Source organism: Verrucomicrobiales bacterium (assembly GCA_016793885.1).
GTDB lineage: Bacteria > Verrucomicrobiota > Verrucomicrobiia > Limisphaerales > UBA11320 > UBA11320.
In genome coordinates this window covers 14,386-40,308 of sequence record JAEUHE010000079.1, presented here as the reverse complement: position 1 = coordinate 40,308, position 25,923 = coordinate 14,386, and the positions used below count along the sequence as shown (strand labels likewise).

The window sequence follows — 25,923 nt, the reverse complement described above, 5'->3', positions numbered from 1 at the left end:
CTCGTCTCGTACAAAGCAGATCAAGCTTTGGCCGGGGGCAATGGTGGCGGTATGACCGAAGGCAGCGGCTTGAAGGATCGCTTGCCCCCCTCCTTTCCGATCGAAAGCGTGTCGGCACGGACAATGCGGGGAAGCTCGAACAGCAGTCGATCGCGAGACCACAGAAATATCACCAAGCTTTTGATGGCGGACAGGATCGGCCCCAGCGGCAGGCAAATGTAATAGCAGATGAGCTGGGCTCCTTGCACCCAGCCCAGGCAAAGCATCACGGCTCGAGTGGGCTTGGGCTGCTGGAGGCCCTGATAGAGTCCGAGCCAAGTGCCCGCCCAGAGATCTTGAATCGGAGGCCACATGATGAGACTCGCCAGCACGCTAACCGCGATCACTGGGCCCAAAGGGAGCTCTTTGAACCAGGCCGCCCGCCCGATGAGGATCGCCAGGCACAGAATTTCCCCAACCGAAAAAATGCCGGTTGCCTTTAGACCCTGACGCAGGAGTCCTCGGCCGAGCCCCAGCACAGTCTCTTGGGGCCGCAGCGGTGTGATGAAGATGAGTTCCAGCAGTCCGGTGGCTCGCAGCGCCGACCCAAGACTGGTCGCTTTCAAAACCTGATACGTGCTGAGCACCAGATGGTAGGCAAAGGCGGACGCCCCGATCGCGAAGTAATCGGCCATAATTCGTTCCGGACTCGAGAGGAGGGCCCAGAGAACGAGGGCGCTGGCCAGGATCACACTGATGACCAGGAGTATGGGGTGTCCGACGTCGCGGTGTTGGGCGAACCATTCCATCGGACGGTGATCCCGCAACCGATGCAGGGTTTCCGACATCCGGGTCACGGGCTCCTTCTCCATCCGCTTCGTTTCCACCGTCGTTTGTTGCCACCTTCTTGGCAGCACCCAGCATGCCAGGCCGAGGGCGGTGACAATGACCAGCAGGTAGTATCCCATCGATTGCCAATACAGACCGGGGCTCGGATCGTAGAACTCCGCTCGCAAGAGGCGCATGGCGAACGGGCTCGCTCCTGATGCGCCGGTGGCTGAACTGAGCCAAGCCATCAGCGCCGGAAGCACAAACAGCATCGCGAGTAGGAGCAGGGCGGTGCCAATCCAGGCCTCGATCACCCCGCGCACCCAAGCGGAGACCAGGATCCCCAGGGACAGGGAGGCGAGCAGAGTGAGGAACAGCGCCAGCACTGCTCGCCAAAACTCTCCGCCCGTCACCCCGCCGAGCATGATCGGGATGCTCAGTGCGGGGATGGCGGACATGAGCGCGTAGAGGCTGCTGAGCAGCTGGCCGGAGGTTTTTCCGAGGATGATGCCTGCCGCGCTCAGATCCGTCAGGAAGAGCAAACCCAGCGTGCCTTCGCGCTTTTCCTCGCTGATGGAATCGGCCGCATTGCGCAGTCCCTCCAGTAAACAGAGACCGAACAGCACCCAGCTCAGCAGTCCGAAAACCTCCTGGCCGACGCTGGCCACCCGGGTGGTCAGCGAGGCCAAGACCAGGGACAGCACCGTGACACCCGAGGTGGCAAGCGCGATGAGAAAGCGGTGAACGAAAGTGCGCCGCTGGCGCGCTCGGATTCTCAGTTCACGATCGAGGATGGCGACCACGGTACAAGGGATCAGCGGGAGTCGAACCGCGCGCTGGCAATCGGGCGCAGTTGAGCCGGGAGTATGCGGTTGGCATAGCGCAGGGCGAACAAATCCACGGCCAGGCTGAGGAAAACCCAGAGCGCGAGCAGGAACTCCCAGCTGTCGAGCGCTCGGATTCTAAAACCGAGGGCATAGAGCAGGCCGATGGAGCTAATGAGGGCGAAGTAGAGCAGCCAAGGCAGGATCAGAACCGTAAACACGGATGCGAGGACCGCACGGGACTCGCTCTTAGCCCGGAGCGCCCGGGCTTGGCCGAGCTTTCCCAACGTGATGCAATCCATAACCAGGACCAGCATCCCGCTGAGGAGCATCCAGGCTAGCATGGAAGTCTCGCTCGGGCTGCCGGAGTTGGGAGAGAGAATGGACATGATGAACAGCGATGTCAGTCCCAGGACGGTGTAGATGGGCCAGGCGAACCATTTCCAGAGGGCTTGTTGCTGGCCCTGGGTGATCTCCTGCTCGGTGAGGGAAGTCACCAGCAGCAGCTCGAGCGCCCCACCTTGACGGTCGGATGCCAGTGGCCCGGGGGCCTCGGTGGCGATCCACAGCTTGAGGATGGTGTTGAGCAGGAAAGCCATGAAGAAATAGGATCCGGTGTCGCGAAAGTAGTCCGGCCGAAAAACCCATCCCCCGGCAAAGATTCCAAGGGCAAAAAGCATGACTCCCCACACGATCAGCCCCCGATAATGCGGTCGGGCAGCCCGCCAGAAGTAGGGGTTGAGGTCCATCAACGACTGTCGGAACCGCACTCGCGCGGACGGCTTGCGATGAGCCGGTATCGGCTCCCCCGAGGATTCTTTCAGAGATCCCTGGATCCGGTCCTGCCAGGACCGAGTCACCCGCATCATGGCAAAAATCAGGCACGCCCACCCGATCAGATGAGTGACCGCCAGCGACGAGTAGAATTCCGTGGCACCGCCCGCTCTTCCCAACGAAGCCGGAAAGGTGAGCAGGCAGGTGTAGCCCGGACAGGGTAAGGTGAGGACCTCGTTCAGGCCGCGGATTCCGAACAGCTCCACGGCGATAAACAGACAAAACGGCAGTCCGAGGAGCAGGAAGAGAAACAGGGTCGCAGCGGCTGCCAGGGAGTGCGCCCCCTGCTGGTAGATCACGGAGGACATCATGCCGATGCACAGCGACAAGAACAGCAAGTTGAGCGCGGTGATCACCACTCGAGCGAAGTCGCTGCCCGACACCCCGCCGGCCAGGATGGAGATGGCGATGACCGGCAGGATGCCCAACAGTCCGTAGATCACGCTAAGCGAGCTGGCCACCAGCTTCCCGATGATGACGTCGCTCCCCTTAAGCTCGGTGAGAAAAAGCAGTCCCAACGTGCCTTCGCGTTTCTCCTCGCTCAGGCAATCGGCCGTTGCGGCAAAGCCGCTGAATCCGGCAATGACGAAGGCGCCGACGCTGAGTGTATAGAACAAGAATTGCCCGAACTGCTGGGGATTGTTGAACTGGGGAACCAGCAGAAACCAGCTGACGACGGCCACCCCGACCATGGCGCACAGCAGTCGTGAGCGCCGGACGCCGGGACGTCGCGCTGCGACGCGCAGCTCTCGCTCGACGACGGTCAGGAAATTCATGGTCGGTTATTGTGTCTCACCACGGGTGACCCGCAGGAAGACCTCTTCCAGTCCGATCTCTTCCTCCCGCAAGCCTGTCAGTCGGAAGCCGCCTTTGACGAGTGCCTCGGCAACCACGCTCGGGTCGGCTTGTGCGGCGGCCAGCGTCAGGCGGAGCTCACCGGTGGGGTCGAGCTTGGCTTCGACAACCGCGCCCAGACCCTGGCAGAGCTCCAGCGCCCGTTCAGGATCCGCCGCCACCTTGACCCGGAACACCGGATTCGACTCGAGCTGGTTGCGCACGCCTTGGACGGGGCCGCTGTAGATCAGCTTTCCCTTCTCGATGATCGCCACCCGGTTGCAGAGGCTTTGCAGCTCGCTGAGGATGTGGGAGGAGATGATGATGGTTTTTCCCATCCGTTGAAGCTCCTGAAGGATGGCCATGACCTCGATCCGGGCGCGGGGATCGAGGCCGCTCGCGGGTTCGTCCAGGAGCAGGAGCTGAGGATCGTGAATCAGCACGCGAGCCAGGCCCAGGCGCTGCTGCATTCCGCGGCTCAGCGCCCCGATCAGGGCTCCCTTCTTCTCGCTGAGTCCCACCAGTTCCAGCACATCCGCCACCGTTTTTTCACGTTGCGCTGTTTTGATCTTGTAGCAGGCGCCGAAGAAATCCAGGTACTCCGTCACTTCCATGTCCTTGTAGACACCGAAAAAGTCCGGCATGTAGCCGATCATGCGTCGAACCTGATCGGCCTCGGCCACGACATCGCGACCCAGCACCTGGGCGTTGCCGGCGGAGGGGACCAGAAAAGTGGCGAGGATACGCAGGGTGGTGGTCTTTCCGGCCCCGTTCGATCCGATGAACCCGAAGAGGTCCCCGCGCTGCACCACGAGGTCCAGGGCGCTGAGCGCCGTCATGCTGCCATAGGTCCGGCTCAATCCGGAGGTCTGGACCGCGGGAACCGGAGGGGCGGATGGAGGAGTAGTGGACATGGTTTATGGGGATGAAGTGAAGGCGTCAGAGTCGGGGGGCCGCGCTCGATGGAAGGATCAGCCGGTATAAGGTGGCTTCGTTCCGGCGCATCGCGTCGAATCGATTGAATCCGGGAACACCGGCATGCTTGTCCACCCAGACGAGCAGAAGGGCGGATCCGCCCTCCGACCGCCGGGAGACATCCAGGCCGGGGGTAGTGGCAAAGGAGCTGTTGTCGTATTCCCCATTGGCGACCGTGAGGCCGCTAAAGCTGGCGAACAGGCCGATCTCGGGAGGATGGAGCACGCGCGAACTCCGGTCCGCTCCAAAGGCCTGACGGCGCTGGTCCACGGCGTTCTGCATGATTCCCTGGTTGCTGCGAACAAAGTCGTCGACGCCGTGGAGGAAGGTCATCCCACTGATCGGGGTGGTGGTGGTTCCGGGGGCCAAGTTCTTGACCTCGTAGACTTGGCCTCGGTGAACCAAGTAGGCTGAGGTGATGGCGCGGCCAAGTTGGTTGTTCAATGTCAACCGCTGCGCCGCCGCATCAAAGGTAGCCTCGATGGGCGGAACATTGGTGGACATGCTGTCGTGCACGAACAGCTGGCTGGTCCACACCGGCACCGGCACGCTGGCCTTGAATTGATACCCGGTCTGGTCGATGGCTCCCCGAGAAGAGTCCTGAGCCCCTTGCGGATTGGCCTCGGATCGGAAGGAGGCGAAGGGTTGCTCGCTGGCGAAGTCGAAGCGCCGATTGGAGGGGGAATACACGGAGCCAAAACTTCGCGTCCGCCAATGCGCCTGCTCTCCAAAGGGTATCAGGTCGATGATCTGAAACTCGTTCCATTCCGTTTCCCCGGCCCGGAGGCGGTATCCAATCAGATAGATCAGGAAGGAGAACCCCACCACATAGCAGGGGAAGGTGATCCAGGTGAGCATCTCCCGGTTGATCCGCTTGAGCCACCAGCGATCGAAAGGCCCGATGACCACCAGGTAGGCAACCAACAGCAGCAGCAGCCATCCGACCGGCAGTTTCCGAATCTGGGTGCTGTCCACCACCGCCCCCATGAGTCCGTCGGTAGATCGGTAGGTGTAGGAGGGCTTGAAGTCACGCAGTTGTTCCCGCATGCCGCAGAGCGAGCCCCAGAACCAGGGACGGTGAGCCCAGCTTTGGAAGGGTTCACGTTCCGCGTTAAACGCCAGCAGGGTGATCTTTCCTCGGCCGCGCGGCGAGGAAATCACCAGAGGCTTCCCACCGTGCTCGAGAACCACGGTTGAGGCTCCCGGATTCAGGGTCATGATGGGCAGTGCGGCGCTGGCGAAGTTCTCGTCCTCGGTTAGGTCGGAGGGATGTGCCGTCTCGCCTTCGGCGGGACCCGCCGCCGGATTGCGTCGTTGGGTAAACGGCGCCCAATCCTTGAGGGAGAACCGATGCAAGGCGGCCGCTGCGGCGATGGACTCGGTGGGGCCGGGGACCGCCGGGAGCAAGCGACGCAGCCACGGGGCTCCGCTGAGGTCGCCTGCCTGTTCCAGATTCACGATGAGATGGCCGCCTCCCCAGAGCCAGGCCACCAGCGCGTTGACCTGGGGGGCCTTGAGCGCCAACGCTCGCTCTGAGTTCAGATACAACACGCTTAAGCCCTCCCACACCAGCGGGTTGTCCGGGAGTAGGTCGGGAATCATTCGGCTGACCGCCGGCTGCGAATCCTGATCCATCGAGGCGATCACGGGGACCGATGGAGCCTGGGTTTGGTTCCGGGCCAGCGCCCCGATAGTCAATCCCCGCCAATGAACCCGGCGGCGCATTTGCCTGGAGGTGTTGGCTATTTCCTTGCCCTGTTCGTTCACCAATCGAGCCGTCCACTCTCGCTGGTAGGCCTCCGTCTTGAACATGGGAATGGTGAACCGCTTCAGGGTTCCCGTTGGCAGTTCGGTCGTGAAGCTGCGTCGCAGCTTCTGACCGAAGCTGCCTTCCGCGACCTCCACCCGCCCGATGAAGGTGGGACCATCGTTCTGAATTTCGAACGTGACTGGGAACCATGAGAACTCGGGCACCACGTTGTCGTAGCCCAAGAACATGTCAAACCGCACCTCGGCGGCCGAAACCCGAAAGATCAGCAGCAGCAGCAGCCCTATAGCGCCGGTGAGGGGACGAAGCCACCAGGCCGAGCGAGGGATCCCGGGGCGGAGCCTGCGGGGTGAGCTGGGTTGGTCCTGGGCGATAGTGGTGATGATGGGCGTCACTCGTTGTTAATTGGACCGCACCCCGGCGCAGATCTCACGAAGGGTCCGGTCCGTTCTGGCCCCTTCGCCGATCGCGGTTTCGGTCGTGGGCGTTGGTTATAGCCAGTGAACTGCTACTGGGCAATGGACAAAGTAGTTGGCGATTCGTTCACTCGTGATCATTCGTAGCGAAGCGATTCGATGGGATCCAGGTTCGCAGCTTTCCGGGCGGGATACACCCCAAACACAATGCCGACCAGCGAGCAAGTCACCAGGCCGATGACCACCCAATCGAGGGGGAGCGTCATGGGCAGCTTCATGACTTGGGCGGCAACGTTGCCCGCCACCAACCCCAGCAGCACGCCGGCCAAGCCCCCGAGTTCGCAAAGAACCACGGCCTCCATGAGAAACTGGGTCATGATGCTGCGTTTTCGGGCGCCGATGGCGCGGCGGATCCCGATCTCGCGAGTTCGTTCGGTCACTGACACCAGCATGATGTTCATGATGCCAATGCCCGCCGCGATCAGGGCGATCGAGGAGATGGCTGCCACCCCGATGCGTGCAGTCAGGGTGAAGGCCAGGAACTGCCCGATCAGGGAGTCGTTGGTAAAGATCTCGAAGTCGTCCTCCTCGCCAGGAGGAACCTTGCGAAGGGCCCGCAGGATGCCGCGCACCTGTTCGACCGTGTCCTCGAACTGTCGCACATCCGCCGACTGGACCAGAATCTTGAGACTGCGCCATCCCCGACCATAACGGTTGAGTCCCGTGGTCAGGGGAATGACGGCGAAGTTGTCCTGATCCCCGCCCAGCATGGCTCCCTTGGGCTCCAGCACACCCACCACCCGGTAGGGAATCCCTCCAAACTTCACGGTTTCCCCCAATGCTGACCCGATGGGGAAAAGCGTGTCTTTGAGGGTTGCTCCGAGCACGCAGACATCTTGAGCGGAGTCCTGATCCGAAGCGGACAGGGCGCGTCCATCGGCCAGAATCCAGTTCCGGGCTGGGAACACGCTGGGAGTCACCCCAATGAGGTTGATGTTCGGCGGAGTCTTGTCGAAGCGGGAGATGGCCTCTCCGGCGTAGAACTCCTCCTGCGCGCCGATGTTCGATGCCAAAGTAGCCCGCTCCTCCAGCCGTTTAACCTCCGGCAGCGTTAACCGTTTTCGTCGGGCATATTTTTCCCGTGACTCGGAGCGGCCGAACGGGAGGGCGGGTGTGCGCTGGATTTGGAAGGTATTGGCTCCCAGTCCCGAGAGTTCGCCCTCCACCTTATTTTGCAGCGCCCTCATGGCCGTCATCACCAGAATGATCGAGAACACCCCGACCATGACTCCCATCAGGGTCAGGGCCGAACGCAGCTTGTGGGCTCGCACCGACTCTAGCGCCATGCGCAGGCTTTCCGTCAGATCGCTGAGCTTCATTCGTTCCTTAAGGCGTCTACCGGTTTGAGACGGGCCGCTCGCCAGGCGGGTAGAAAGCCGGAAATGACCCCGACCGCCAGCGACACACCGACGGCCAGCCCGGCAATTCGCAGGGACATGGTGACCGGCAGGTAATGAGACAGAACCAGGGAGATGCACCACGCGATCCCGATTCCCAGCAAACCCGCCATGAGGCAGATGCTGGCGGCCTCGGTTAGGAACTGAATCAGGATGCTGCGGCGCTTGGCGCCGATCGCCTTCCGAATCCCGATCTCCCGCGTGCGCTCCGCCACCGAAACGAACATGATGTTCATAATCCCGATGCCGCCGACGAAGAGCGAGAGCCCGCTGATAAAGAGGCCGACGCTCCCGATGATCGCGGTGACTCGGCCGAAAGACTCCAGGATGCCGCTCTGTTGGTTGATCGCAAAATCATCTTCCTCTGACGGTCCCACGCGCCGGATGATCCGCAACAGTCCACGGACTTCCTCGGCCAGGCTTTCGAGATCGCCGACATTCCTGGCCTTGATCTGGATGCTGAACTCCGGATCCCATCCGAACGCTTTCAGGAAGAGGCGTGTCGGGATCACGATTTGATTGTCGAGGCTGAACTGGCCTAGGAAGCTGCCCCGCTTGTCCATCACTCCGATCACCTCGACCGACTCTCCCGCGATCCGGATTCGCGTGCCGAGCGGGTTCTCGTTCACGAATAGGTTGCTGGCCACCAGAGAGCCCACCACGCAGACCGGACGTCCGCCGTCCGCTTCCTGCGGCTGCAGAAAGCGTCCCTGGGCCATGGTGATGCCTGAAGTCAGCTGAAAGGGCTCCGAAGTGCCGATGATGGTAACGCCGCTGGCGCTCCGGCCGGCATATTGGACCGTCAGCCGGGTTTCCGTCATGGGAGCGAGCGCCAATGCGTTGGTCATGCGTCGTTCCAGCTCCCGCGATTGAGCCAGATCGATCGGGCGCCGTTTCATCAGCTGCATCCAGTCCGCCGCAGTGATACGCTTCCACGGGATTCTGCCCACATAGAGCGTGTCTGCACCCAGATTGGCGATGCTGAGCTTGAAGGCGTTGTTGAGACCTTCGATGGCCATTCCCATCAGGGTGACGGTCACGATTCCGACGATGATCCCCAGCGTGGTGAGTATCGATCGCAGGCGGTTGGCGCGTATGGCCGCCCAGGCGATCTTGGCGCTCTCGATCAATTCGAAGGTCCACCTCATGGCTGGTTGAGTTCGTCGCTGGCGATCAGCCCATCCCGGATGCGCACGATACGCCCGGCATGACGGGCGATGTCCTCCTCGTGGGTGACGAGGATGATGGTGTTGCCCTGTTTCCAGAGCGACTGGAAGACGAGCATGATTTCATCGCCGGTCTTGGAGTCGAGATTGCCGGTCGGCTCGTCGGCCAGGATGATGGACGGCCGGGTGACCAGCGCGCGGGCGATGGCCACCCGCTGACGTTGTCCGCCGGACAGCTCGTTGGGCTTATGGTGCATTCGGTCGGCCAGGCCGACCTGGCGCATCGCCTCCACCGCCCGCTCCTGGCGGGTTTCGGCGTCGATGCCCGCATACACCAGTGGAAGCTCGACATTCCGCAAGGCGTCCAGCCGGGGCAGCAGGTTGAACGTTTGGAAGACGAAACCGATCTCCCGGTTGCGGATATCGGCCAGCTCGTCGTCATCCATGTCGCTGACTCGATGGCCATTCAACTCGTAGTCCCCGTCGCTTGGGCTGTCCAGGCAGCCGATGAGGTTCATGAGTGTCGACTTGCCTGATCCCGAAGGTCCCATGATGGCGATGTACTCACCGCGAGTGATGGAGAGCGACACCTCCCGCAGGGCGTGGATGGTTTCGTTACCCATCTGGTATCGGCGCGCCAGCTTGTCGAGACGTATGAGAGTCATGAGGATGAAAAACTGGGACGCACTCGGCCCCGGCCGCTCGGCTAATTAGGGCCCCGGTGGCTTGGAGCCGCCGGGAGCCGCCTCGCTGATGAGTTTCACTTTGGAGTCATCCCTAAGTTCCCGGCTGATGGCCTTGTAACTCCCGCTCACCACCTCCTGCCCCTCAGACAGGCCCTCGGTGATCTCCACAAAGGTGTCATCGCTGATGCCGCGTTTGACCGGTGTGGCCGTGACCTGCGTCCCATTGAAAACGAACACCACTTCCTGAGGTTTATTGCCTTCTTTCCGGCGGTCCATGGCGGAGGCTGGAGGGGGGGCTGAGCCGGTGGCGGCCGTTGTGATCGCGGCGTTGGTCGTGCTGCCGCCGCTGTTGGGCAGCCGGGTGGTGACGCTCTGGATGGGCACCGTCAGCGCATTGGTCCGGTAGCGAGTTTCGATTTCGGCGGTCACGGACATGCCGGGGCGGAAGGCGTCCTTTTCCTCGATGCGAATCCGAACTTCAAAGCGAGTAGCATCCTGGCTGCTCCCGCTGCCGCTGCTGCTGCCCACGAGCGAATTCTTGGAGGAGTTGGCGACCTCGGTGATCCGGCCGTTGAACTTCCTGGCGGTGAAGGCGTCAACCTCCAACTGCGCCTTGAGGCCTGGCTGCATCAGCACCACATCCATCTCGCCCACCTCCACGCGCGCCTCCATCTCGGTGAGGTCCGCGACTACCATGATCTCGGTTCCGGTCATCATGGCGGTACCCACCACTCGTTCGCCCAGCTGGGAGTTGAGCTTGCTGACGGTTCCGGTGATGGGGGAGTAGATGATCGTTTTCGCGAGATCCTCCTCCGATCGGGCGAGCGATGCTCGCGCGACGTCGACCTGATGGGAAGCGGAGTCGTAGGCGGCTGCGGCGATGGCCCGGGAGGTCAGGAAGTCCTGATGCAGGGTCTCGGAGATCAGTTTCTCGCGAAACAGGGCTTCGTTTCGCTTGAGCTCCAGGTCGGCTTTTTCCAGGCTGGCGGCCGACTGCGCCTTGCCGGCGAGGGCGGCCTTGTAGCTTGCTTCAGCCGATCGGCGGCTGGCGGCGTAAAGATCCGGTTTGATCCGGATCAGCAGGTCGCCCTTCTTGACCGCCTGACCTTCCTTGACGGGGAGCTCGATGATTTCCCCGCTCACCTCCGGACTGATTTTCACCTGCACCACCGGCTGCACCCGACCGTTGGCGACAATCACTTCGGTGAGGTTGCGGCGGGAGGCCTTGGTTACCTGGATCTCGATCGGTTTCTCCTGATTGCGCTGGCGGTAATACCCGTAACCGCCGCCGGCGAGAGCCAGGACCAGGAGGACCCAGGGCCAGCGACGACGAGACTTACGTTTGGTGAGAGTAGTGCTCAAGGTTGAATCTAAGACACTCCAAGGGGAGAAATGTTACAAGATCCATCAGTTGGATTTTCGTCCGACCCCCCAGATCAGCCAGATGGCCAAGGCGACCAACAGCACAAGCCACCAGAGATACCTGAGTTCCCGTGCGGCCATCTCGACAAAGGCAACTGCTCCGGGGAAAAGCAGGAGCAGCCCCGCCACCACCGCCAAGAGGATAAGGATTTGGCAGCCTGCGCGGGCCCGGGGGCTCATTGGGGAGGGGTGGGTTTCTCAGCCGATCCGAGGGGCAGCAGCAGGCTGGCACCCCCTTGCTGTGTGTCCGGGGGAACCACCAGGGGAGACTTGCCATTCCATCGCTCCACGATCTGGAGTCGGAGGAAAGATGGATTGAGGCGCAGCGCCTCGCCGCGCACCCGAATCGATTCAGCTTCACCCTTGGCCTTGATCACGGCCGTCTCCGCTTCGACCTGAGTCTGAACTTGGGTGAACTGGGCTTGTACGGCCTGCTGTTCGGCCACCATCTTGGCTTCGATCGCCTTTTCCAGTTCGGGGGAAAGCTGCAGGTTCTTGATGACGATATCCTCCACCATCAGTATTGAGGTGATCTTTTGTTTCGCGGAGGCCATCGCCTTTTGTTTGGTCTCCTCCCGGCTTTTCACGATCTGCACGGCGGTCTGCATCGCGGTGGCTTCCTTCAGCGCTTCCTGAACCCGGGGGGCGATGAGGCTGTCGAAGGGGTCGCCCGCAAACTGCTTGTAGATCTGGACTACGGACGCCTCCGGCACCCGGTACAGGACGGCCAGCTCGACCATCACCTGCTGAAGGTCGGAGGAGAAGCACTCCGCGGTTACAGTTCGCGTGCGTTGCTGGATGTTCACGGGCACGATGCGGGTGATGAACGGCGCTTTGAACCCGAAACCTTCGGGCAGGAACTGATCGGCCGTTTTCCCCAGGGTCACCTTGATTCCTCGGGTGCCCGGCTGGACGAGGTAGGTGGTGGTGGAAGCCACGATAATCAGCGCGAAGATCACCAAGGCGACCATGATGAGTCGGCTGATTTGGGCTGGGCTCAGGGCGTTCATGTTGCGCGCGTTATCGCCGGGGTGTCGTCGGGGTGGGGGTTGGGGTGGCATCTCGTCTTATGGTTCGGTTTCGTTCGACGTCTTGGAGTGGAAGTAGTGTATTCTCGCCGCCTCCGATCACGAGCGGGGTGCTGCCATCCCACTTCTCCACGATCTTAAGGTCGACGATGGCCGGGTTGTCACGCAGCGCTTTGCCGCGGATAACAATGGATTCCGCTTCACCTTTGGCCTGGATGACCAGGGTGTCCGCCTCGATCTGAGCTCGCTGTTGAAGGTATTTCGACTTGGAAGCCTCCTGTTCTTGGACCATCTTGGCCTCGATCGCGTGCTCGAGTTCCTTGGTCACGCCGATGTTTTGGATCACGAGATCCTCCACGACCAGCAGCGTGCCAATCTTCTTCCGAGAGATCTCCAAAGCGCGGGTCTTGATCTGCTCGCGGTTCTTCACGATTTGCTCAGCGCTTTGCAGCGCGGCTACTTCCTTGAGCGCCTCGTGAACACGAGGAGACACCAGACTCTCGAATGGATCCCCGTAAAATTCTTGGAACATCTTGACGACCGAGGATTCCGGTACTCGGAAAAGGATGCGCAAATCCACGTGGATCTGCTGCAGATCCGACGAATAGCACTCCGCCTTTTCCTCCGCCGTCTGCTGGCGAACGGAGATCGGGCGGATCTCGGTAATGAATGGGGCCTTCAGACCGAAACCCTCCGGCTTAAAGATCGGGGAAACCTTGCCGAGGGTGACTTCAACGCCACGGTATCCGGGCTGCACAACATAGGTTCCCGACGAGGCCATAATGATCACCACAAACACCAGGATGGCGACCCCGAATAAGCGAGCTAGACCTTGAGGACTCATGATTTTTGTTTCGGCGACCAACCGTGCGCGGGATCAGAGCGTTAGACAAGCATGAATGAGAAGGGGTAGTAGGGGGGGATTTGAAGTGCGTGAGATTCAGGTTGAACTCTGTGGGTGATTCCCTGCGATGGCGCGGGCTTTCAGCCCTCAGCGTGTGCAGGGTGAGGAAACCTGGGGTTGTCACCCCAGGCTGAGATGAGGCTGGGCCTGTGGCCCGCGGGCTCCAACCCCAGTGAAGACTCCCGTAGGAACATGGGATTAGGGTTTTGGGCTGGATTTGGTCTATGCACGGAGGCTCGTCGGACGGGAGCTCCAACGGTGCGTGCTATCCCAGCCTGGGGTGACAACCCCAGGTGCACATCCCCTCCATCAAGGGCTGAAAGCCCGGCATAAGGGCGCCGAGTCCGTTGCGCCTCCACCTTTGTTTTGATCCACTTTTAATCACTCTTGGGGCGGGCTTCGCCCTTCCGCTCTCCGCCCGAAGGGCTTTTTTCTGCCCGGATGAGTTGCGCAGACCTGGCGGGTCCTGACACAGTCATCCCATGACGCCGGCGCTCAGTTTTGTGCATTGTCCCAGGTGTGGAAAGCAACGTGACCGCATCGAGGATGCGACGCCGTTTCGCTGCCCGGCCTGCCACTTTGTCTACTACTTCAACCCGACCGTGGCTTCTGCCGCCATCCTGCTGCGCAGCGATGGGTGCGGTTTGTTCATCCGCCGGGCGAAGGAGCCGTCCAAAGGCATGCTGGGCTTGGTGGGAGGATTCATCGATATCGGCGAGACGGCCGAGGAGGGGCTGCGTCGGGAGGTTCGTGAGGAAGTGGGACTGGAACTGGAGGGTGTTTCTTTCCTCTGCACCCAACCCAACAGCTATCGGTATTTGGACGTGACGTATCCCGTGTTGGACCTCTTTTTTATCGCCCGGGTTCAAGACCCGGAAAAGGCGGTGGCGCTCGACGATGTTGAGAGCTTCTGCTGGATGGATCCCCACGCGGTGCGCGCCGAGGAAATGGCCTTTCCCTCCATGCGAAAGGCGCTGCGGTTGTACCAGTCGATCTGATCGCGCGCGTCTTCCTTTTGACTTTGTGAATGGGCTCGGGCTATAGGTTGGCCATGGAAGGTTTTTCAACTCGCCGGTTTCAACGCTCCAGCCATGTCTTGATCTGGGTTCGGCTGGCCATGGTTCTGTTGCTCGGGGGCATCGTGGGATGCTGGCCGCTGATGGCCGAGGTGACGTTTCGCATGGGCACCTACAACCTTGAAAACTATCTGCTGACGGAGCATGACGGGCGACCCGCGAAATCCCTTGAATCCCGGGCGAAGGTTCGCGAGGTGATTCGGGCGATGGATGTCGACATCCTGGCGCTCCAGGAGGTCGGCGGGCCAGCCGCCCTCCAGGAGCTGCGCCAGACGCTGGCTGGGGATGGGGTCGGCTATGAGCATTCAGAGATCGTGACCGGACACGATCCGCATATCTCTGTCGCCCTGCTGAGCCGGTTTCCGATCGTGGCCCGTCGTTCGCATCCCCGTGAGAGCTTCTTGCTCTTGGGCCGACGCTTCTTCGTCAGTCGCGGCTTTTTGGAGGTCGAGGTACAGCCGGCCCCGGGCTATCAGGTCACCGTCTTCTCGGCTCATCTCAAGTCCCGCCGCACCACTTTAGAAGCCGACGAGGCGGAGCTTCGTGAGCAGGAGGCGCGTCTCCTTCGTGAGCGGATCGACGTCCGTTTGTCCGCGGATCCGAAGGCCAATGTGGTGGTCTTGGGGGACTTTAATGACACCAAGGACTCGAAGGCTCTGCGGGCACTGTTAGGCAAGGGGAGCGTCGGCCTGATTGACACCCGGCCGGCAGAACGTGGGAACCGGGCTCTGCCGGGGTCGGCCTCGGCCGACGAGGCGCGGGTCGTGACCTGGACCCATTACTATGGCAAGGAGGATACCTACAGTCGGATTGACTACCTCCTCATCAGCCGAGGGCTGTATCATGAGTGGGTGCGCGAGCGCACGGAGGTTTTGGTGGTTCCGGACTGGGGACTTGCCTCGGACCATCGCCCGTTGGTAGCGACCTTTCGCGCCAACGATAGGGGGGCAATGCCGGCCACGCGTCAGCGGTCCGGAAAAAAGAAATGACGGAGCCCTGACAGGACTCCGTCTCGGTCGACGCCCCGCTCAGCTCTTGGCGGAAGCGAGTTCTTCTTCGAAATCGACCAGTTCCTTGATCTGGGTGAGGAACCAGCGATCGATCTTGGTGAGATTGAAGATCTCTTCGATCGTGAACCCGGCCCGCATGGCGTGGCGGATGAAGAAAATGCGTTCCGCATTGGGCACGCTCAGCTTGCGGGAGATGACATCGCGAGGCAGAATGTCGCGGTCACCATAGAGCTCGTTCCCCATGCGCCAGGGCTTGCCGTCGCCGCCGAGTCCGCTGCGGCCGATCTCCAGGGAGCGCAGGCATTTTTGCAGGCTTTCCTTGAAGGTGCGTCCGATGCTCATTGCTTCGCCGACGCTCTTCATCTGGGTGTTGAGCGTGGGGTCGGCTTGGGGGAATTTTTCGAAGGCGAAACGCGGGATTTTCACCACCACATAATCGATGGTGGGTTCGAAGCTGGCCGGGGTTTCGCGCGTGATGTCGTTACGGATCTCGTCGAGCAGATAGCCCACGGCCAGCTTGGCGGCGATTTTGGCGATTGGGAATCCGGTCGCTTTGGAGGCCAGCGCCGAGCTGCGGGACACGCGCGGATTCATCTCGATGACCACCATGCGGCCGTTCTCGGGGTTGACGGAGAACTGGATGTTGGATCCGCCGGTTTCTACGCCGACCGCGCGGATGACCGCGAAGCTGGCGTCACGCATCAGCTGATACTCCTTGTCGGTCAGCGTCTGGATGGGGGCGACCGTGATAGAGTCGCCGGTGTGGACCCCCATGGGGTCAAAGTTCTCGATGGAGCAGATGATGACGCAGTTGTCGGCGCGATCCCGCATGACCTCCATCTCGTATTCCTTCCATCCCAGCAAGGACTCCTCGATCAGGATTTCGGACACGGGGGACAGATCTACACCCCGTTTGGCGATCTCTTCGAACTCGTCGCGGTTGTAGGCGATGCCGCCGCCGGTGCCACCGAGGGTGAAGGCGGGGCGGATGATCAGGGGATAGCGTCCGATCTTTTCCGCCACAGCGCGGGCCTCTTCCTGGTTGTGGGCGGTCCCGCTGATGGGTACATCCAGCCCGATGCTGAGCATCAGGTCCTTAAAAATCTGACGATCTTCGCCCTTTTGAATGGCTTCGGAGTTGGCTCCGATCATTTCGATGCCATATTTCGCCAGCACCCCATTGTGGTGCAGTTTCATGGCGGTGTTCAGTGCGGTCTGGCCTCCCAGGGTGGGGAGCAGGACCAGCTTGCCTTGCGCGTTCAGCCGCTTCATCTCGTCCAGCTCGCGGACGATGATCTTCTCGACGCACTCGGGAGTGATCGGTTCGATGTAAGTCCGGTCGGCGAACTCCGGATCCGTCATGATCGTGGCCGGATTCGAGTTGATCAGAATGACCCGGTAGCCTTCCTCCCGGAGGGCTTTGCAGGCCTGGGTGCCAGAATAATCGAACTCGCAGGCTTGTCCGATAATGATCGGTCCTGCGCCAATAATCAGAACGGAATGGATGTCGGTGCGCTTCGGCATAAAAACCGGTGAGACTTAAAGGCAAGACGAGCCGTCTGTCAGCCTAGAAAATCAAGAAGTCGTCGGCTGCCCTGGTACAGCGGGGGCTGGAGCCTCAGTTTTCTAAACAAGCGCTCGCGTTTTTACAGGCTTTGGGCCAGGGTTAAGGCTACTTTCCGGGGAGCCCCCCGGGGCGTACTATGAATGCGACCTCTACACTAACCCTTCCAGCCGATGGCGATGCACGAGGGACCGGGTCTACCGTGAGTGCTCACGCTCTTCTCGAGCGGTTGACCCCACTCATCGTCATAGGGGGGGCTTGTATCACTTTCGGGATACTTTGGGATATCTCCTGGCATGCCACCATCGGTCGCGACACCTTTTGGACCCCGGCGCATATGCTGATCTACATCGGAGGCGCGGTCAGCGGGCTCCTCGCGGGCGTCCTGGCCTTCGCCGCCACGTTTTTGCAAAAGGATGCGCTCAAGGGAGTGACAGTCGGTCTCCTCGGGGCGCGGGCACCTTTGGGGGCTTGGGTTACCATTTGGGGTGCCTTGGCGATGCTGACCTCCGGACCGCTGGACGATTGGTGGCACAACACCTACGGCTTGGACGTCAAGATTTTGTCGCCGCCTCACGCCTTGCTGGCGATGGGAATGTATGGCGTGGTGACGGGGGCTCACCTCCTGGCTTCGGCTCGTCGAAACCGTGCGGGCGGGGTGGGGGGGATCGCTGGCGGCGGCGGTGGCCTCGTTGTGTTTTCCAACGGGGTTCAACTGGCGCTTTCGTCCATCTTGCTGACGGAGCTGAGTTGGCCGAACCTGCAGCACACTTCGACCTTTGCGATGGCTTCCGCGGCGATGTATCCGGGGTTTCTGGTGGCGGCAGCCTGCCATCGGCCGGTAAGTTGGGCGGCCACTCGGATGGCTTTGGTGTATGTGCTGGTCCAGGGAGTGATGGTCTGGATTCTCCCGCTGTGGGCGGCCGAGCCCAAGCTGGCTCCCATTTACAATCCCGTGACCCACATGGCACCGCCGGCTTTCCCGCTGCTGCTGTTCGTTCCGGCGCTGGCGCTGGATGGTGTCTTCCTGCTGTTCCGACGGCGCCAACACTGGGGCTGGCAGGTGCCCCGGTTAGTTCTCAGCGCTTCGCTGTTCCTTGTGCTGTTCCTGAGCGTTCAGTGGCATTTCTCCGCATTCCTGATCAGCCCAGCGGCTGACAACTGGTTTTTCGCCGGTCACGGCCGGTTCTTTGGTTACATGAGTGACATGGAATTCGCGGGTCGATTTTGGAGACTGCAGGACCGCCCTCTGACCGGGGCTGCCATCGGTTGGGCCTGGCTGATTGCGCTGGTCTCAGCTTCGGTTGGGCTCGGGGTGGGAGAGTTTTTGAAACGCATCCGCCGCTAATTGCAACCTGCCTGACCTGCCATGCCACTGCGCGTTCGGTCTTTAGCCCAGTCTCCCACCACGGCTCTGAGTCGGTTCCCCCGGTCCCTCCGGTTGATGCTGGTGCTGGCATCTCTGCTCTTCCCTTTGCTGGGCAACGCCCATGTGGGTAGCCCCCACATCGTGTTTCAGGGCAAGGCGGGCTTGTTCCCGGTAACGGTGGTGGTTCGGCAGCCGGACGTAGTTCCTGGTCTGGTGGATATTCATATCCGGGTGCACGAGGGAGCCCCCCGTCAGGTGACGGCTCTGGCCATGCATTCCAGTACAGGACGCAAGGGCGCTCCACGGCCGGACCTGGCTCGACCCGTCGAGGGAGAGACCAATCTGTACAACGCGCAACTCTGGTTTATGACGCGTGGAGCCTACGGGGTGGAGGTGATGGTGGACGGGGAGGGTGGAGGAGCATTGATGGTCCCGGTGAATTCTGTGGCCTTGGAACGGCGGCCCATGCCCGCCTGGCTGGTAGGCATCGCGTCCGCTTTACTCCTGTTTCTGGCGGTGGGGGTGATTTCGATCTGTGTGGCTGCGGTCCGCGAAAGCACGCTCCCGGCCGCCACCCCGGTTCTGCTGTCGGGGCGACGGCTCCGGTCCTGGATAGGCGGAGTGCTCGGATTGACAGTCGTGGTGGGGGCGGTTTTCGGGGCTCGACTGTGGTGGAATTACGAGGACGAGCTGCATCAGTCGAAGGTGCTCTTTCGTCCGCTGCAGCACACCCTGGCTGTGGAAACCTCCGCCTCAGGCAGCCAGCTGCGGCTGGAGCTGACTGATCGTCGGATGAGCCAGCGCAACTATCGGTTGCTGCCGGACCATGGAAAATGGGTGCACTTGTTTTTGGTCGGGGCGGGGGATCGGCCGGCGTTCGCCCATCTGCACCCGGTTCGCGATACCAACACGCATACCTTTGTGTCCCTGCTGCCGAATCTGCCTGCGGGGGAGTATCGGGTGTTCGTGGATCTGACGCATGAGCAGGGTTTGACTCAGACCTTAACGAATCGGGTTCGGATCGAGGAGGGGCTTGCGGCGACTGGGAAACTGACCGATCCAGACGATTCCTGGAGTCCATCCCAGGCGCCGGGGGAGGGGACCTGCGGTCTGGGGCCGGGGTTACGGATGACACTCCAGCCAACTGCGCCTCTGCGAGTGGGGCAGCCGATCGGGTTAGAGGCTGCGGTCGCAACCGACTCCGGGGATAAGGTGACTCTGGAGCCCTATCTTCGCATGCTAGGCCACGCCGTGGTCATGCGTGCGGATGGTACTGTCTTTTCTCATGTGCATCCGGCCGGGACGCTGAGCATGGCAGCGGCGCGCAAGTTCGCCGCGAAGGATGGGGGGGAGGAGGCGGCCAGGGCGACCGATGCTATCTGCGGAGATTTGGATGCGCTGCCGGAGGCTCAGGCGATCGCCATGGGGCGTTTGGGCAAGGTGTCGTTCCCTTATGTATTCCCTTCCGCCGGCGAGTATCGGATCTGGGTGCAAGTCAAAGTCCAGGGTCGCATTGTGTCGGGAACGTTCAAAGTTCAGGTGGAGGCGGGAAGGAGTGATGAGTGACGAGTGACGAGTGACGAGTGACGAGTGACGAGTGACGAGTCCCCAACACCTACCACCTAACTCATCACTCATCACTCACCCAGTGCCCTTTCGTGTTTGCTCCGGTACCCCTTCTTGTTCATTCTTGTCCGCGGACAAGTGAACTCTTAATTTATGGATGCGCAAAACCTCGAAAATCTGAAGCAGTTTGTCCTGCAAAAAGCCATCGATTACGGCCCCCGGCTGATGGTGGGCATCTTGTTTTTGGTTCTCGGCTCGATGGTCGCGGGCTGGGCCGGAAAGGTGTTCGCCAAATGGCTCGAAAAGCGGCGTTTGGAACCCCCGGTCCAGCTACTCCTCACACGTTTGCTACGGTTGTTGGTGATGGCCGTTTTTGTGATGATGGCGATGCAGAACCTGGGCATCGAACTGCTGCCGCTGATGGCCGGTTTGGGTGTGGCGGGCGTGGGTATTGGATTGGCTTTACAGGGTGTTTTGCAGAACTTGGTAGCCGGGCTGCTCATTATCATCACGAAGCCGTTCCGAGTTTCCGAATACATTGAGATTTTGGGGGTGCATGGCGAGGTTCAAACCATCGAGCTGTTTTCGACCACCCTGAAGCACCCCGATCAATCGCGGGTGGTTATCCCGAATCGCAAGATCGTAGGAGAGATTCTGCACAATTACGGGAAGATCCGGCAACTCGACCTAACTGTGGGCGTGGCGTTGGATACCGATATGAGCCAGGCGATTTCGCTGGCGCGTGAGGTCGTCCTGGCAAATCCGCGCGTGCTGAAGGACATGGCTCCGGTCATCGGCATTTCGAGCCTGGGCGATTCAGCGGCGATTCTGTCGGTGAAGCCGTGGGTCGGTCTGCCGGATTTTGGCCCGGCGGGCGCCGAGTTGTATCAGGCGCTCATCAACCGCTTCCTGGCAGCAGGAATTCGCATTCCCTCGCCGCAGCGCGAGGTGCGCGTGATCAACGCGGTGGCCTAGCAGGCCGTCGGACTTAGAGTATCGTTCTGCAGGGTGCCCGCCAGGGCTATTCCTTGGTTCCAGGGCTTTCTTGGCGTCGGCCTGCTAGTAATCACCCCGACTCCGAGTCGGGATGGGAAGTTCGGTCTGACTGCTTCGAATCGGTCTGTTTTGCCTCAATTGAGTCTGCCCGCTTCATGTTCAAGAGAGCCTTCAGCGGATCGGCTCTTTTCCGCAGGAAAAATATCTAGCAGCCTGTCGCGACATTTCCTACGTCATTCTTGAGCACAAATGAGGTTCAAAGCCCGACTCACCTCAGGTGGGGACAAGTCCGACAGGCTGCTAGCAGCCAAATCGACTCTTGAGCTGGTCGCGGTAGTTGCGGCTCGAATTGAGCTTGGTTCCGTCGTGCAGGATGATCGCGTAGTCGCCGTGGAATAGGGGATGCATCTCCTTGACCCGCTCGGTATTGACGATCAGGGAGCGGCTGATGCGTAGGAATTTGGCGGGGTCCAGCCGGGCCTCCATCGAGTTCATGGTCTCCCGAAGCAGATGAACCGCCTTTCCCACATGCAGGCTGACATAGTTGTCTGCGGCTTCGATCCAATCGATCTCCGTCGGCTTAATGAGAATGATGCGGCCACTCGACTTGATGGAGATGCGCTCCGCAATCGTGGCCTTCGGCTTGGTTTCGCTGAGCAGTTGACTGAGCTTCGCGCGGAGGGCCTCCGGCTCTTTCGTTTCCAGCTGCCTGCGCGCCTTGGACAGGGCGCTGGCCAGACGTTCCTCATCGAACGGTTTCAGCAGATAGTCGATCGCGTGCACCTCGAAAGCCTTCACGGCGAAGGTGTCATAGGCGGTGGTGAAAATGACGGCGGGCAGGGGAACCTCCTCTGCTTCCAGAGCCGCCAGCACTCCGAACCCGTCCAGCTCGGGCATCTGGACATCCAGTAGCACCAGGTCCGGACGCTGCGATCGGATCGATTCCACCGCCTGCAGGCCATGGCTGCATTCGCCCACGATTTTCAGGGTTTGATCCTCTCCCAAAAGACGACGGAGCCGATCTCTCGCCAGCGGCTCATCATCGACAATTAGAACTCGAATGCTCATGGATCGATCTGGATTAGGTGGTTTGCATCCTGCTCGCTCAGGTCATCCAAGGCAAGACGACAGTTGCCCGGACTCCGCGTTCGGAACCGGCGACGACCTCGAGTTGGGCTTGGTCGCCATAGAGCTCATTGAGACGGGCACGAGTGTTCGTCAGTCCTATGCCCTCCCTCCGGGCGCTGGCCGGGGGGAGGCCGCGCCCGTTGTCCTCCACGATGAGATGGAGGCGGCTACCTTGCCGCTGAGCCCGCAGCGTGATCCTTCCCGGCAGCGATTGGGGTTCTATGCCGTGGCGGATGGAGTTCTCGACCAGCGGCTGCAGCACCAAGTTGGGCACTTTGGCTTCGAGTGTTTCCTCCTCGATCTCGATCGAGACCTGGAGTCGGTCGCCAAAGCGGGTTTGCTCGATCTCGAGATAGCGGCGGAGGAATCCGATCTCGTGGCGTAAGCTGACGGTCTGAGTGTTGCTGGTGTCCAGCGCCAGGCGCAGCAGTTCGCTGAGACGCGTGAGCATTCGGTCGGCAGCTTTCACATCCCGATGCATCAACTCGGCGATCGCATGGAGCGAGTTAAACAGGAAATGGGGGTTCAGCTGCATTTGCAGCGCCTGGAGCTTGGCCTGAGCCAGACTTCTCTCGAGCTCAACGGTTCGCAGATGCCGGTCCTGGAACTTGCGGTAGTAACCGACCGCGTGAGCAACGCTCACGATCACCCAGTAGATCAGCAGGTTGAAGTGCCAGGTCTTCAGGAACAACGGGGGCAGGGTTTCGCGCAGCGAGACGACTCGCCCATCGGGCGATCCGTGCCAGAGCCCAACCAAGGTCCGCAGGGCTACATACGCCAGCGAGAAAAAGAGGCTCGCAGTCAGGTGAATGAGCAGGTTGCGGGTCCAACGGCTGCCTTCGAGGTTGAGGCCCCGCGCGAGACGCATCGGGATGAAGGCCAGCACCGCGAATACATACCAGTCCGCCAGCGAGTACACCAAGGCTTGGCGCCAGAGGATGGGACGCCCCAGTTGAGAGCTCGAGATATAAAACTGTCCGGCGAAGGAGAGTCCGACCAGGGTCCAGAACATCCAGAGCAAGCCCCATCGTCGCCAGGCTGCCAAGTTGAGCGTGTTGGATGCTTCCATGAATCGTCAGCACCCTATCAAGACGCGCCCCTCAAGAACACGCAATTTTCGCCAGAGGTGCCTGTTCGGGATTTGATTTGAACTGGGGTAGGGCAGCCGGAATCTTCCCCCTCCGGGGGCGCTGAAAAGCTGTAGAGGGCTACAGGAAACCAGAACTATAAAACTCATCGGACCGCTTCGCGGTCAACTCCAAAGGCGCCTCGCGACTCGCTCGACCTTATGGAGTGCGGCAGCCCTCTCTCATCTTTACCTCCAAAAATGGGGACTAGATAAGTTGGGCGATGCCAGCGTTTCACACTTTGCGGGCAGGGCCCGAACCCGCCGGGTTCAAAGAGATCTAGGCGGGGGTGCTCGCACCCCCGGAACTGTTAAAAGTACGGAGCATCGCGCAGCGATGCCACCGGCTTCGGAGATTTGCATCACCCGACTCAAGGAACCTAATCAGTTCGTCCGTACGTTCGCCGACGGGTGGCACGCCTTTCAGGGTGCTGTTGAATAGGGGGCCGACAGACCGGGGGTGTCGCTGCGCTCCACACCCCGGCTAAACTCTTTGAACCCTGAGGGTTCTCGGCTTCGGCCTCAGGAACTCATGCGAAGAAGCGAGGATCTCCTACAGCTTGTCTAGTCCCCATTTTTGGAGGTAAAGATGAGAGACCTCTACCGCTCTTTGAGACCCGACAGCGTCGGGAGTCTCGGTGCGGTCAGATGCACCCTCACCCGGAATGAGCCCGAACTCCAAAGGTGAAGGACGCCAGTTTTCACTTCTCGCTTCCGATATACACTGTTAATGAGACTCATCGACATGCGAGCGAATACCTCTGTCCTAGGACGCTTTGGGGCCGCGATCTTCGGTCTGTTCTTCGCCGGATTAGGTGTTTTGTTCCTGGTCGTCGGCTCGAACTCCTTGCTCACGGAGGCGGCCTCCACCAGATGGCCGCAGGTGGACTGTCAAATTAGCGGGGTTGAACTGATTCCCTCTCCTAAAGCCGACGGGGGATTCGTCGCCACCATCCGCTTCGAGGGCCGATCGGAGGGGCGATCCTTCTCCGGTTCGCACGTGGAGCGAGACACGGATTACGCCGCTCTCCAGGCGTTGGCGGATCGTTTCCCCGTTGGATCTTCGGCCAAAGCCCTGGTGGATCCGGCGCAGCCTACCCTTCCTCGGCTGGCCGTCGGACAGCGGGGCTTGGGATCGTGGATGATGCTTCCCTTCCTGCTGATTCCCTTGGCGTTTGTGATCATAGGCTTGGGCATCGCAATCGCAGCCTTCCGGAGAAAGGGATCTCCAAAGCATTCGCAACCTCCGATCTCGGACGCGGTGGGTGCGCGGCGGCTTCGGCAGGTCTCGACGGGCGTTGGGGTGATCATTGGATTGGTGTTCACGTTCATCGGCGGGGGCATGACCTGGTGGGCTTTGGTCAAGCCCGGTCTCAGGGTGGCCGACGCGCGGAGCTGGAACCAGGTGCCGTGTGTCGTGGAGTTCAGCCGACTGGTGTCCATCCGAGGAAACAAGGGTGGATACACCTATCGCCCCGAGATTCTGTTTCGCTATCAGGTGGGGGGAAGGACCTTTCGATCGAGCGCCGTCACGTTCATTTCCGGCAGCAGCAGCGGGTCGGCATCGAAGCAGCAACTGGTGGATCAATACCGGCCTGGGTCCAGCGCGGTGTGCTGGGTCAACCCGCGGGATCCCGCCGACGCGGTGCTGGATCGCAGCTTTCCCGCCTTGGCCTGGTTGGGACTCGTCGCATTGGTGTTCTTCGGCATTGGGGTGGCGGTGTTGGGCGGGACCTTGGCAAAGGGACGTCGACCGGCCGTTATCCCACCGATCCAGAATTCGCCGCCTGTGCAGACGTTGTCGCTGCGGGCGGCGAGCACTCCGCTGCAGCGTGTTTTCCTCGCACTCGCTATCGCCCTCTTCTGGAATGGAATCATCAGCGTTTTCGTGGGCCAGTTTTTCAAAGGTTCGAATCAGGGGCGGGCCGACTGGGGACTCGCCTTGTTTTTGATTCCCTTCCTGTTGATAGGTCTCGGCCTGGTGGCGTGGCTGCTCCGGGAAATCCTGGCGCTGGCGAATCCCCGTCCTTCGCTGCAGATCAGCCCCGGTCGGTTGGTGGCCGGCCAACCTGTTCGCGTGCGTTGGAAGTTTTCCGGCGCGGCGGAGCGGCTTGATCATCTTCGGATCACTCTGATTGGGCGCGAGAGCGCGGAGCGGCGGCGAGGTAAGAACACGCATACGGAGACATCGGTATTTAAACGGCTGGCTTTGGTGGACACCGGCGAGACGGTTCGGTTTCGGGAAGGAGAAGGGGAGATGGTCCTCCCCGCCGACGCCCCGCCGAGTTTCGAAGCCGGGGCTCAAAAGCTCGAATGGCTCATTCAGGTCGAGGGCACCATCGCCCGCTGGCCGGATGTGGAGGTCGATTTTCCAGTGACCGTGGAAGCGGCGTTGGCGGGCTCCGGGCCGTCCGAGGTCGCAGGTTCAGGCGCGGCCGAGGGTCCGGATTGGCTGGAGAAAGATGGGTTCCGGTTGGGGGTAAAAGGTCGTCGGACCCATTTCCGTCCGGGGGAAGTCCTGGAGGGGGTGGCGGCTTGGACGCTGGATGTTCCTCCGGAAGCGGTGGAGCTCCGCCTGTTTTGGTATGCTGGCGAAGCCCTGAACGCGGAGGTTCAGTGTGTTGCCGAGGAGACCTTGACTGGGCTGCAAGCGCGTGAGATGCGTCCGTTCCGCTTCGTTCTTCCCGCGGGGCCGATCTCCTTGACCGGGAAATTAATCTCCGTGCGCTGGGGCTTGGAGTTGGTCGCTAGACGCCGCGATGTCACGGTCCTGCGTTGGGATCTGGTGGTTTCCCCCTTCGAAACAGTCCTGCAATTGATCCCGGAATCGCCCCCTTCCTTTCGCAGCCTCATTAGAGATTAGCCCAGATAAGTCAAGGGCAAGGGTTGCTTATACTTTTTCCCCTGCATTGACTGCTTTGGGTCGCGCCGGGTAGATACACGTTTACAAACCCCTAACCGGGGGTA

Annotated in this window: 20 protein-coding genes; 6 read left to right on the top strand and 14 right to left on the bottom strand. The window is 61.0% G+C overall.

Features of this window, described 5'->3' with window-relative positions; translation table 11 throughout:
- Nucleotides 1-20: 20 nt before the first annotated feature.
- The 11 genes from JNN07_09425 to JNN07_09375 all read right to left on the bottom strand — a co-directional run bounded on the left by JNN07_09425 (nt 21) and on the right by JNN07_09375 (nt 13,061).
- Nucleotides 21-1,610: an ABC transporter permease gene (locus JNN07_09425; GenBank protein ID MBL9167948.1), complete on the bottom strand. Its 1,590-nt coding sequence runs from the start codon at nt 1,608-1,610 to the stop codon at nt 21-23.
- 11 nt (nt 1,611-1,621) lie between these two features.
- Nucleotides 1,622-3,241, bottom strand: coding sequence for an ABC transporter permease subunit (locus JNN07_09420; GenBank protein MBL9167947.1), 1,620 nt, complete (start codon nt 3,239-3,241; stop codon nt 1,622-1,624).
- Between the two features lie 6 nt (nt 3,242-3,247).
- A complete protein-coding gene (locus JNN07_09415; GenBank protein ID MBL9167946.1) occupies nt 3,248-4,213 on the bottom strand; it encodes an ABC transporter ATP-binding protein in 966 nt (321 codons plus the stop codon).
- Between the two features lie 25 nt (nt 4,214-4,238).
- Nucleotides 4,239-6,437: a hypothetical protein gene (locus JNN07_09410; GenBank protein MBL9167945.1), complete on the bottom strand. Its 2,199-nt coding sequence runs from the start codon at nt 6,435-6,437 to the stop codon at nt 4,239-4,241.
- Between the two features lie 158 nt (nt 6,438-6,595).
- The gene (locus tag JNN07_09405) at nt 6,596-7,837 is read right to left on the bottom strand and encodes an ABC transporter permease (protein ID MBL9167944.1); all 1,242 of its coding nucleotides are present in this window, start codon (nt 7,835-7,837) and stop codon (nt 6,596-6,598) included.
- Complete coding sequence (locus tag JNN07_09400; protein MBL9167943.1) at nt 7,834-9,063, bottom strand: ABC transporter permease; 1,230 nt, start codon at nt 9,061-9,063, stop codon at nt 7,834-7,836. Before JNN07_09400 ends, JNN07_09405 begins: the two co-directional genes overlap by 4 nt.
- Nucleotides 9,060-9,704 carry an ABC transporter ATP-binding protein gene (locus tag JNN07_09395; GenBank protein MBL9167942.1) on the bottom strand — a complete coding sequence of 215 codons (645 nt, stop codon included), beginning with the start codon at nt 9,702-9,704 and terminating at the stop codon, nt 9,060-9,062. Before JNN07_09395 ends, JNN07_09400 begins: the two co-directional genes overlap by 4 nt.
- Before the next feature lie 87 nt (nt 9,705-9,791).
- Entirely contained in the window at nt 9,792-11,129 is a 1,338-nt protein-coding gene (locus tag JNN07_09390) for an efflux RND transporter periplasmic adaptor subunit (GenBank protein ID MBL9167941.1), read from the bottom strand.
- A 45-nt stretch (nt 11,130-11,174) separates the two neighbouring features.
- Complete coding sequence (locus JNN07_09385) at nt 11,175-11,369, bottom strand: hypothetical protein (protein MBL9167940.1); 195 nt, start codon at nt 11,367-11,369, stop codon at nt 11,175-11,177.
- Nucleotides 11,366-12,199 (bottom strand): prohibitin family protein, encoded by an 834-nt coding sequence (locus JNN07_09380; protein ID MBL9167939.1) that lies wholly within the window; start codon nt 12,197-12,199, stop codon nt 11,366-11,368. The genes JNN07_09385 and JNN07_09380 overlap by 4 nt, the downstream gene beginning before the upstream one ends.
- Before the next feature lie 10 nt (nt 12,200-12,209).
- A complete protein-coding gene (locus JNN07_09375) occupies nt 12,210-13,061 on the bottom strand; it encodes a prohibitin family protein (protein ID MBL9167938.1) in 852 nt (283 codons plus the stop codon).
- A gap of 542 nt (nt 13,062-13,603) precedes the next feature.
- Between JNN07_09375 and JNN07_09370 the strand changes: the two genes are divergently transcribed.
- Entirely contained in the window at nt 13,604-14,119 is a 516-nt protein-coding gene (locus tag JNN07_09370; protein ID MBL9167937.1) for an NUDIX domain-containing protein, read from the top strand.
- A gap of 53 nt (nt 14,120-14,172) precedes the next feature.
- Nucleotides 14,173-15,186, top strand: a complete 1,014-nt coding sequence (locus JNN07_09365) for an endonuclease/exonuclease/phosphatase family protein (protein ID MBL9167936.1) — start codon at nt 14,173-14,175, stop codon at nt 15,184-15,186.
- A gap of 39 nt (nt 15,187-15,225) precedes the next feature.
- Here the strand turns inward: JNN07_09365 and carB are convergent, their stop codons facing one another.
- The gene (carB, locus tag JNN07_09360; protein ID MBL9167935.1) at nt 15,226-16,731 is read right to left on the bottom strand and encodes a carbamoyl-phosphate synthase large subunit; all 1,506 of its coding nucleotides are present in this window, start codon (nt 16,729-16,731) and stop codon (nt 15,226-15,228) included.
- Between the two features lie 179 nt (nt 16,732-16,910).
- Between carB and JNN07_09355 the strand changes: the two genes are divergently transcribed.
- The 3 genes from JNN07_09355 to JNN07_09345 all read left to right on the top strand — a co-directional run bounded on the left by JNN07_09355 (nt 16,911) and on the right by JNN07_09345 (nt 20,681).
- The gene (locus tag JNN07_09355; GenBank protein MBL9167934.1) at nt 16,911-18,119 is read left to right on the top strand and encodes a hypothetical protein; all 1,209 of its coding nucleotides are present in this window, start codon (nt 16,911-16,913) and stop codon (nt 18,117-18,119) included.
- A gap of 21 nt (nt 18,120-18,140) precedes the next feature.
- Nucleotides 18,141-19,706 carry a hypothetical protein gene (locus JNN07_09350; protein MBL9167933.1) on the top strand — a complete coding sequence of 522 codons (1,566 nt, stop codon included), beginning with the start codon at nt 18,141-18,143 and terminating at the stop codon, nt 19,704-19,706.
- A 153-nt stretch (nt 19,707-19,859) separates the two neighbouring features.
- A complete protein-coding gene (locus JNN07_09345) occupies nt 19,860-20,681 on the top strand; it encodes a mechanosensitive ion channel family protein (protein MBL9167932.1) in 822 nt (273 codons plus the stop codon).
- Nucleotides 20,682-21,002: 321 nt separating this feature from the next.
- Here the strand turns inward: JNN07_09345 and JNN07_09340 are convergent, their stop codons facing one another.
- Nucleotides 21,003-21,770: a response regulator transcription factor gene (locus JNN07_09340; protein MBL9167931.1), complete on the bottom strand. Its 768-nt coding sequence runs from the start codon at nt 21,768-21,770 to the stop codon at nt 21,003-21,005.
- A gap of 37 nt (nt 21,771-21,807) precedes the next feature.
- Complete coding sequence (locus JNN07_09335) at nt 21,808-22,899, bottom strand: histidine kinase (protein ID MBL9167930.1); 1,092 nt, start codon at nt 22,897-22,899, stop codon at nt 21,808-21,810.
- Between the two features lie 787 nt (nt 22,900-23,686).
- Here JNN07_09335 and JNN07_09330 point away from each other — a divergent pair.
- Nucleotides 23,687-25,819, top strand: coding sequence for a DUF3592 domain-containing protein (locus JNN07_09330; protein MBL9167929.1), 2,133 nt, complete (start codon nt 23,687-23,689; stop codon nt 25,817-25,819).
- Nucleotides 25,820-25,923: the final 104 nt, after the last annotated feature.

What these genes read in the sequence shown, in the direction of transcription:
- JNN07_09370 (MBL9167937.1), top strand. Translation starts at nt 13,604, where the DNA reads ATGACGCCGGCGCTCAGTTTTGTGCATTGTCCCAGGTGTGGAAAGCAA.
- JNN07_09405 (MBL9167944.1), bottom strand. Translation starts at nt 7,837, where the DNA reads ATGAAGCTCAGCGATCTGACGGAAAGCCTGCGCATGGCGCTAGAGTCG.
- JNN07_09350 (MBL9167933.1), top strand. Translation starts at nt 18,141, where the DNA reads ATGCCACTGCGCGTTCGGTCTTTAGCCCAGTCTCCCACCACGGCTCTG.
- JNN07_09335 (MBL9167930.1), bottom strand. Translation starts at nt 22,899, where the DNA reads ATGGAAGCATCCAACACGCTCAACTTGGCAGCCTGGCGACGATGGGGC.
- JNN07_09420 (MBL9167947.1), bottom strand. Translation starts at nt 3,241, where the DNA reads ATGAATTTCCTGACCGTCGTCGAGCGAGAGCTGCGCGTCGCAGCGCGA.
- JNN07_09395 (MBL9167942.1), bottom strand. Translation starts at nt 9,704, where the DNA reads ATGGGTAACGAAACCATCCACGCCCTGCGGGAGGTGTCGCTCTCCATC.
- JNN07_09400 (MBL9167943.1), bottom strand. Translation starts at nt 9,063, where the DNA reads ATGAGGTGGACCTTCGAATTGATCGAGAGCGCCAAGATCGCCTGGGCG.
- JNN07_09380 (MBL9167939.1), bottom strand. Translation starts at nt 12,199, where the DNA reads ATGAACGCCCTGAGCCCAGCCCAAATCAGCCGACTCATCATGGTCGCC.
- JNN07_09365 (MBL9167936.1), top strand. Translation starts at nt 14,173, where the DNA reads ATGGAAGGTTTTTCAACTCGCCGGTTTCAACGCTCCAGCCATGTCTTG.
- carB (MBL9167935.1), bottom strand. Translation starts at nt 16,731, where the DNA reads ATGCCGAAGCGCACCGACATCCATTCCGTTCTGATTATTGGCGCAGGA.
- JNN07_09375 (MBL9167938.1), bottom strand. Translation starts at nt 13,061, where the DNA reads ATGAGTCCTCAAGGTCTAGCTCGCTTATTCGGGGTCGCCATCCTGGTG.
- JNN07_09355 (MBL9167934.1), top strand. Translation starts at nt 16,911, where the DNA reads ATGAATGCGACCTCTACACTAACCCTTCCAGCCGATGGCGATGCACGA.
- JNN07_09345 (MBL9167932.1), top strand. Translation starts at nt 19,860, where the DNA reads ATGGATGCGCAAAACCTCGAAAATCTGAAGCAGTTTGTCCTGCAAAAA.
- JNN07_09340 (MBL9167931.1), bottom strand. Translation starts at nt 21,770, where the DNA reads ATGAGCATTCGAGTTCTAATTGTCGATGATGAGCCGCTGGCGAGAGAT.
- JNN07_09330 (MBL9167929.1), top strand. Translation starts at nt 23,687, where the DNA reads ATGAGACTCATCGACATGCGAGCGAATACCTCTGTCCTAGGACGCTTT.
- JNN07_09415 (MBL9167946.1), bottom strand. Translation starts at nt 4,213, where the DNA reads ATGTCCACTACTCCTCCATCCGCCCCTCCGGTTCCCGCGGTCCAGACC.
- JNN07_09385 (MBL9167940.1), bottom strand. Translation starts at nt 11,369, where the DNA reads ATGAGCCCCCGGGCCCGCGCAGGCTGCCAAATCCTTATCCTCTTGGCG.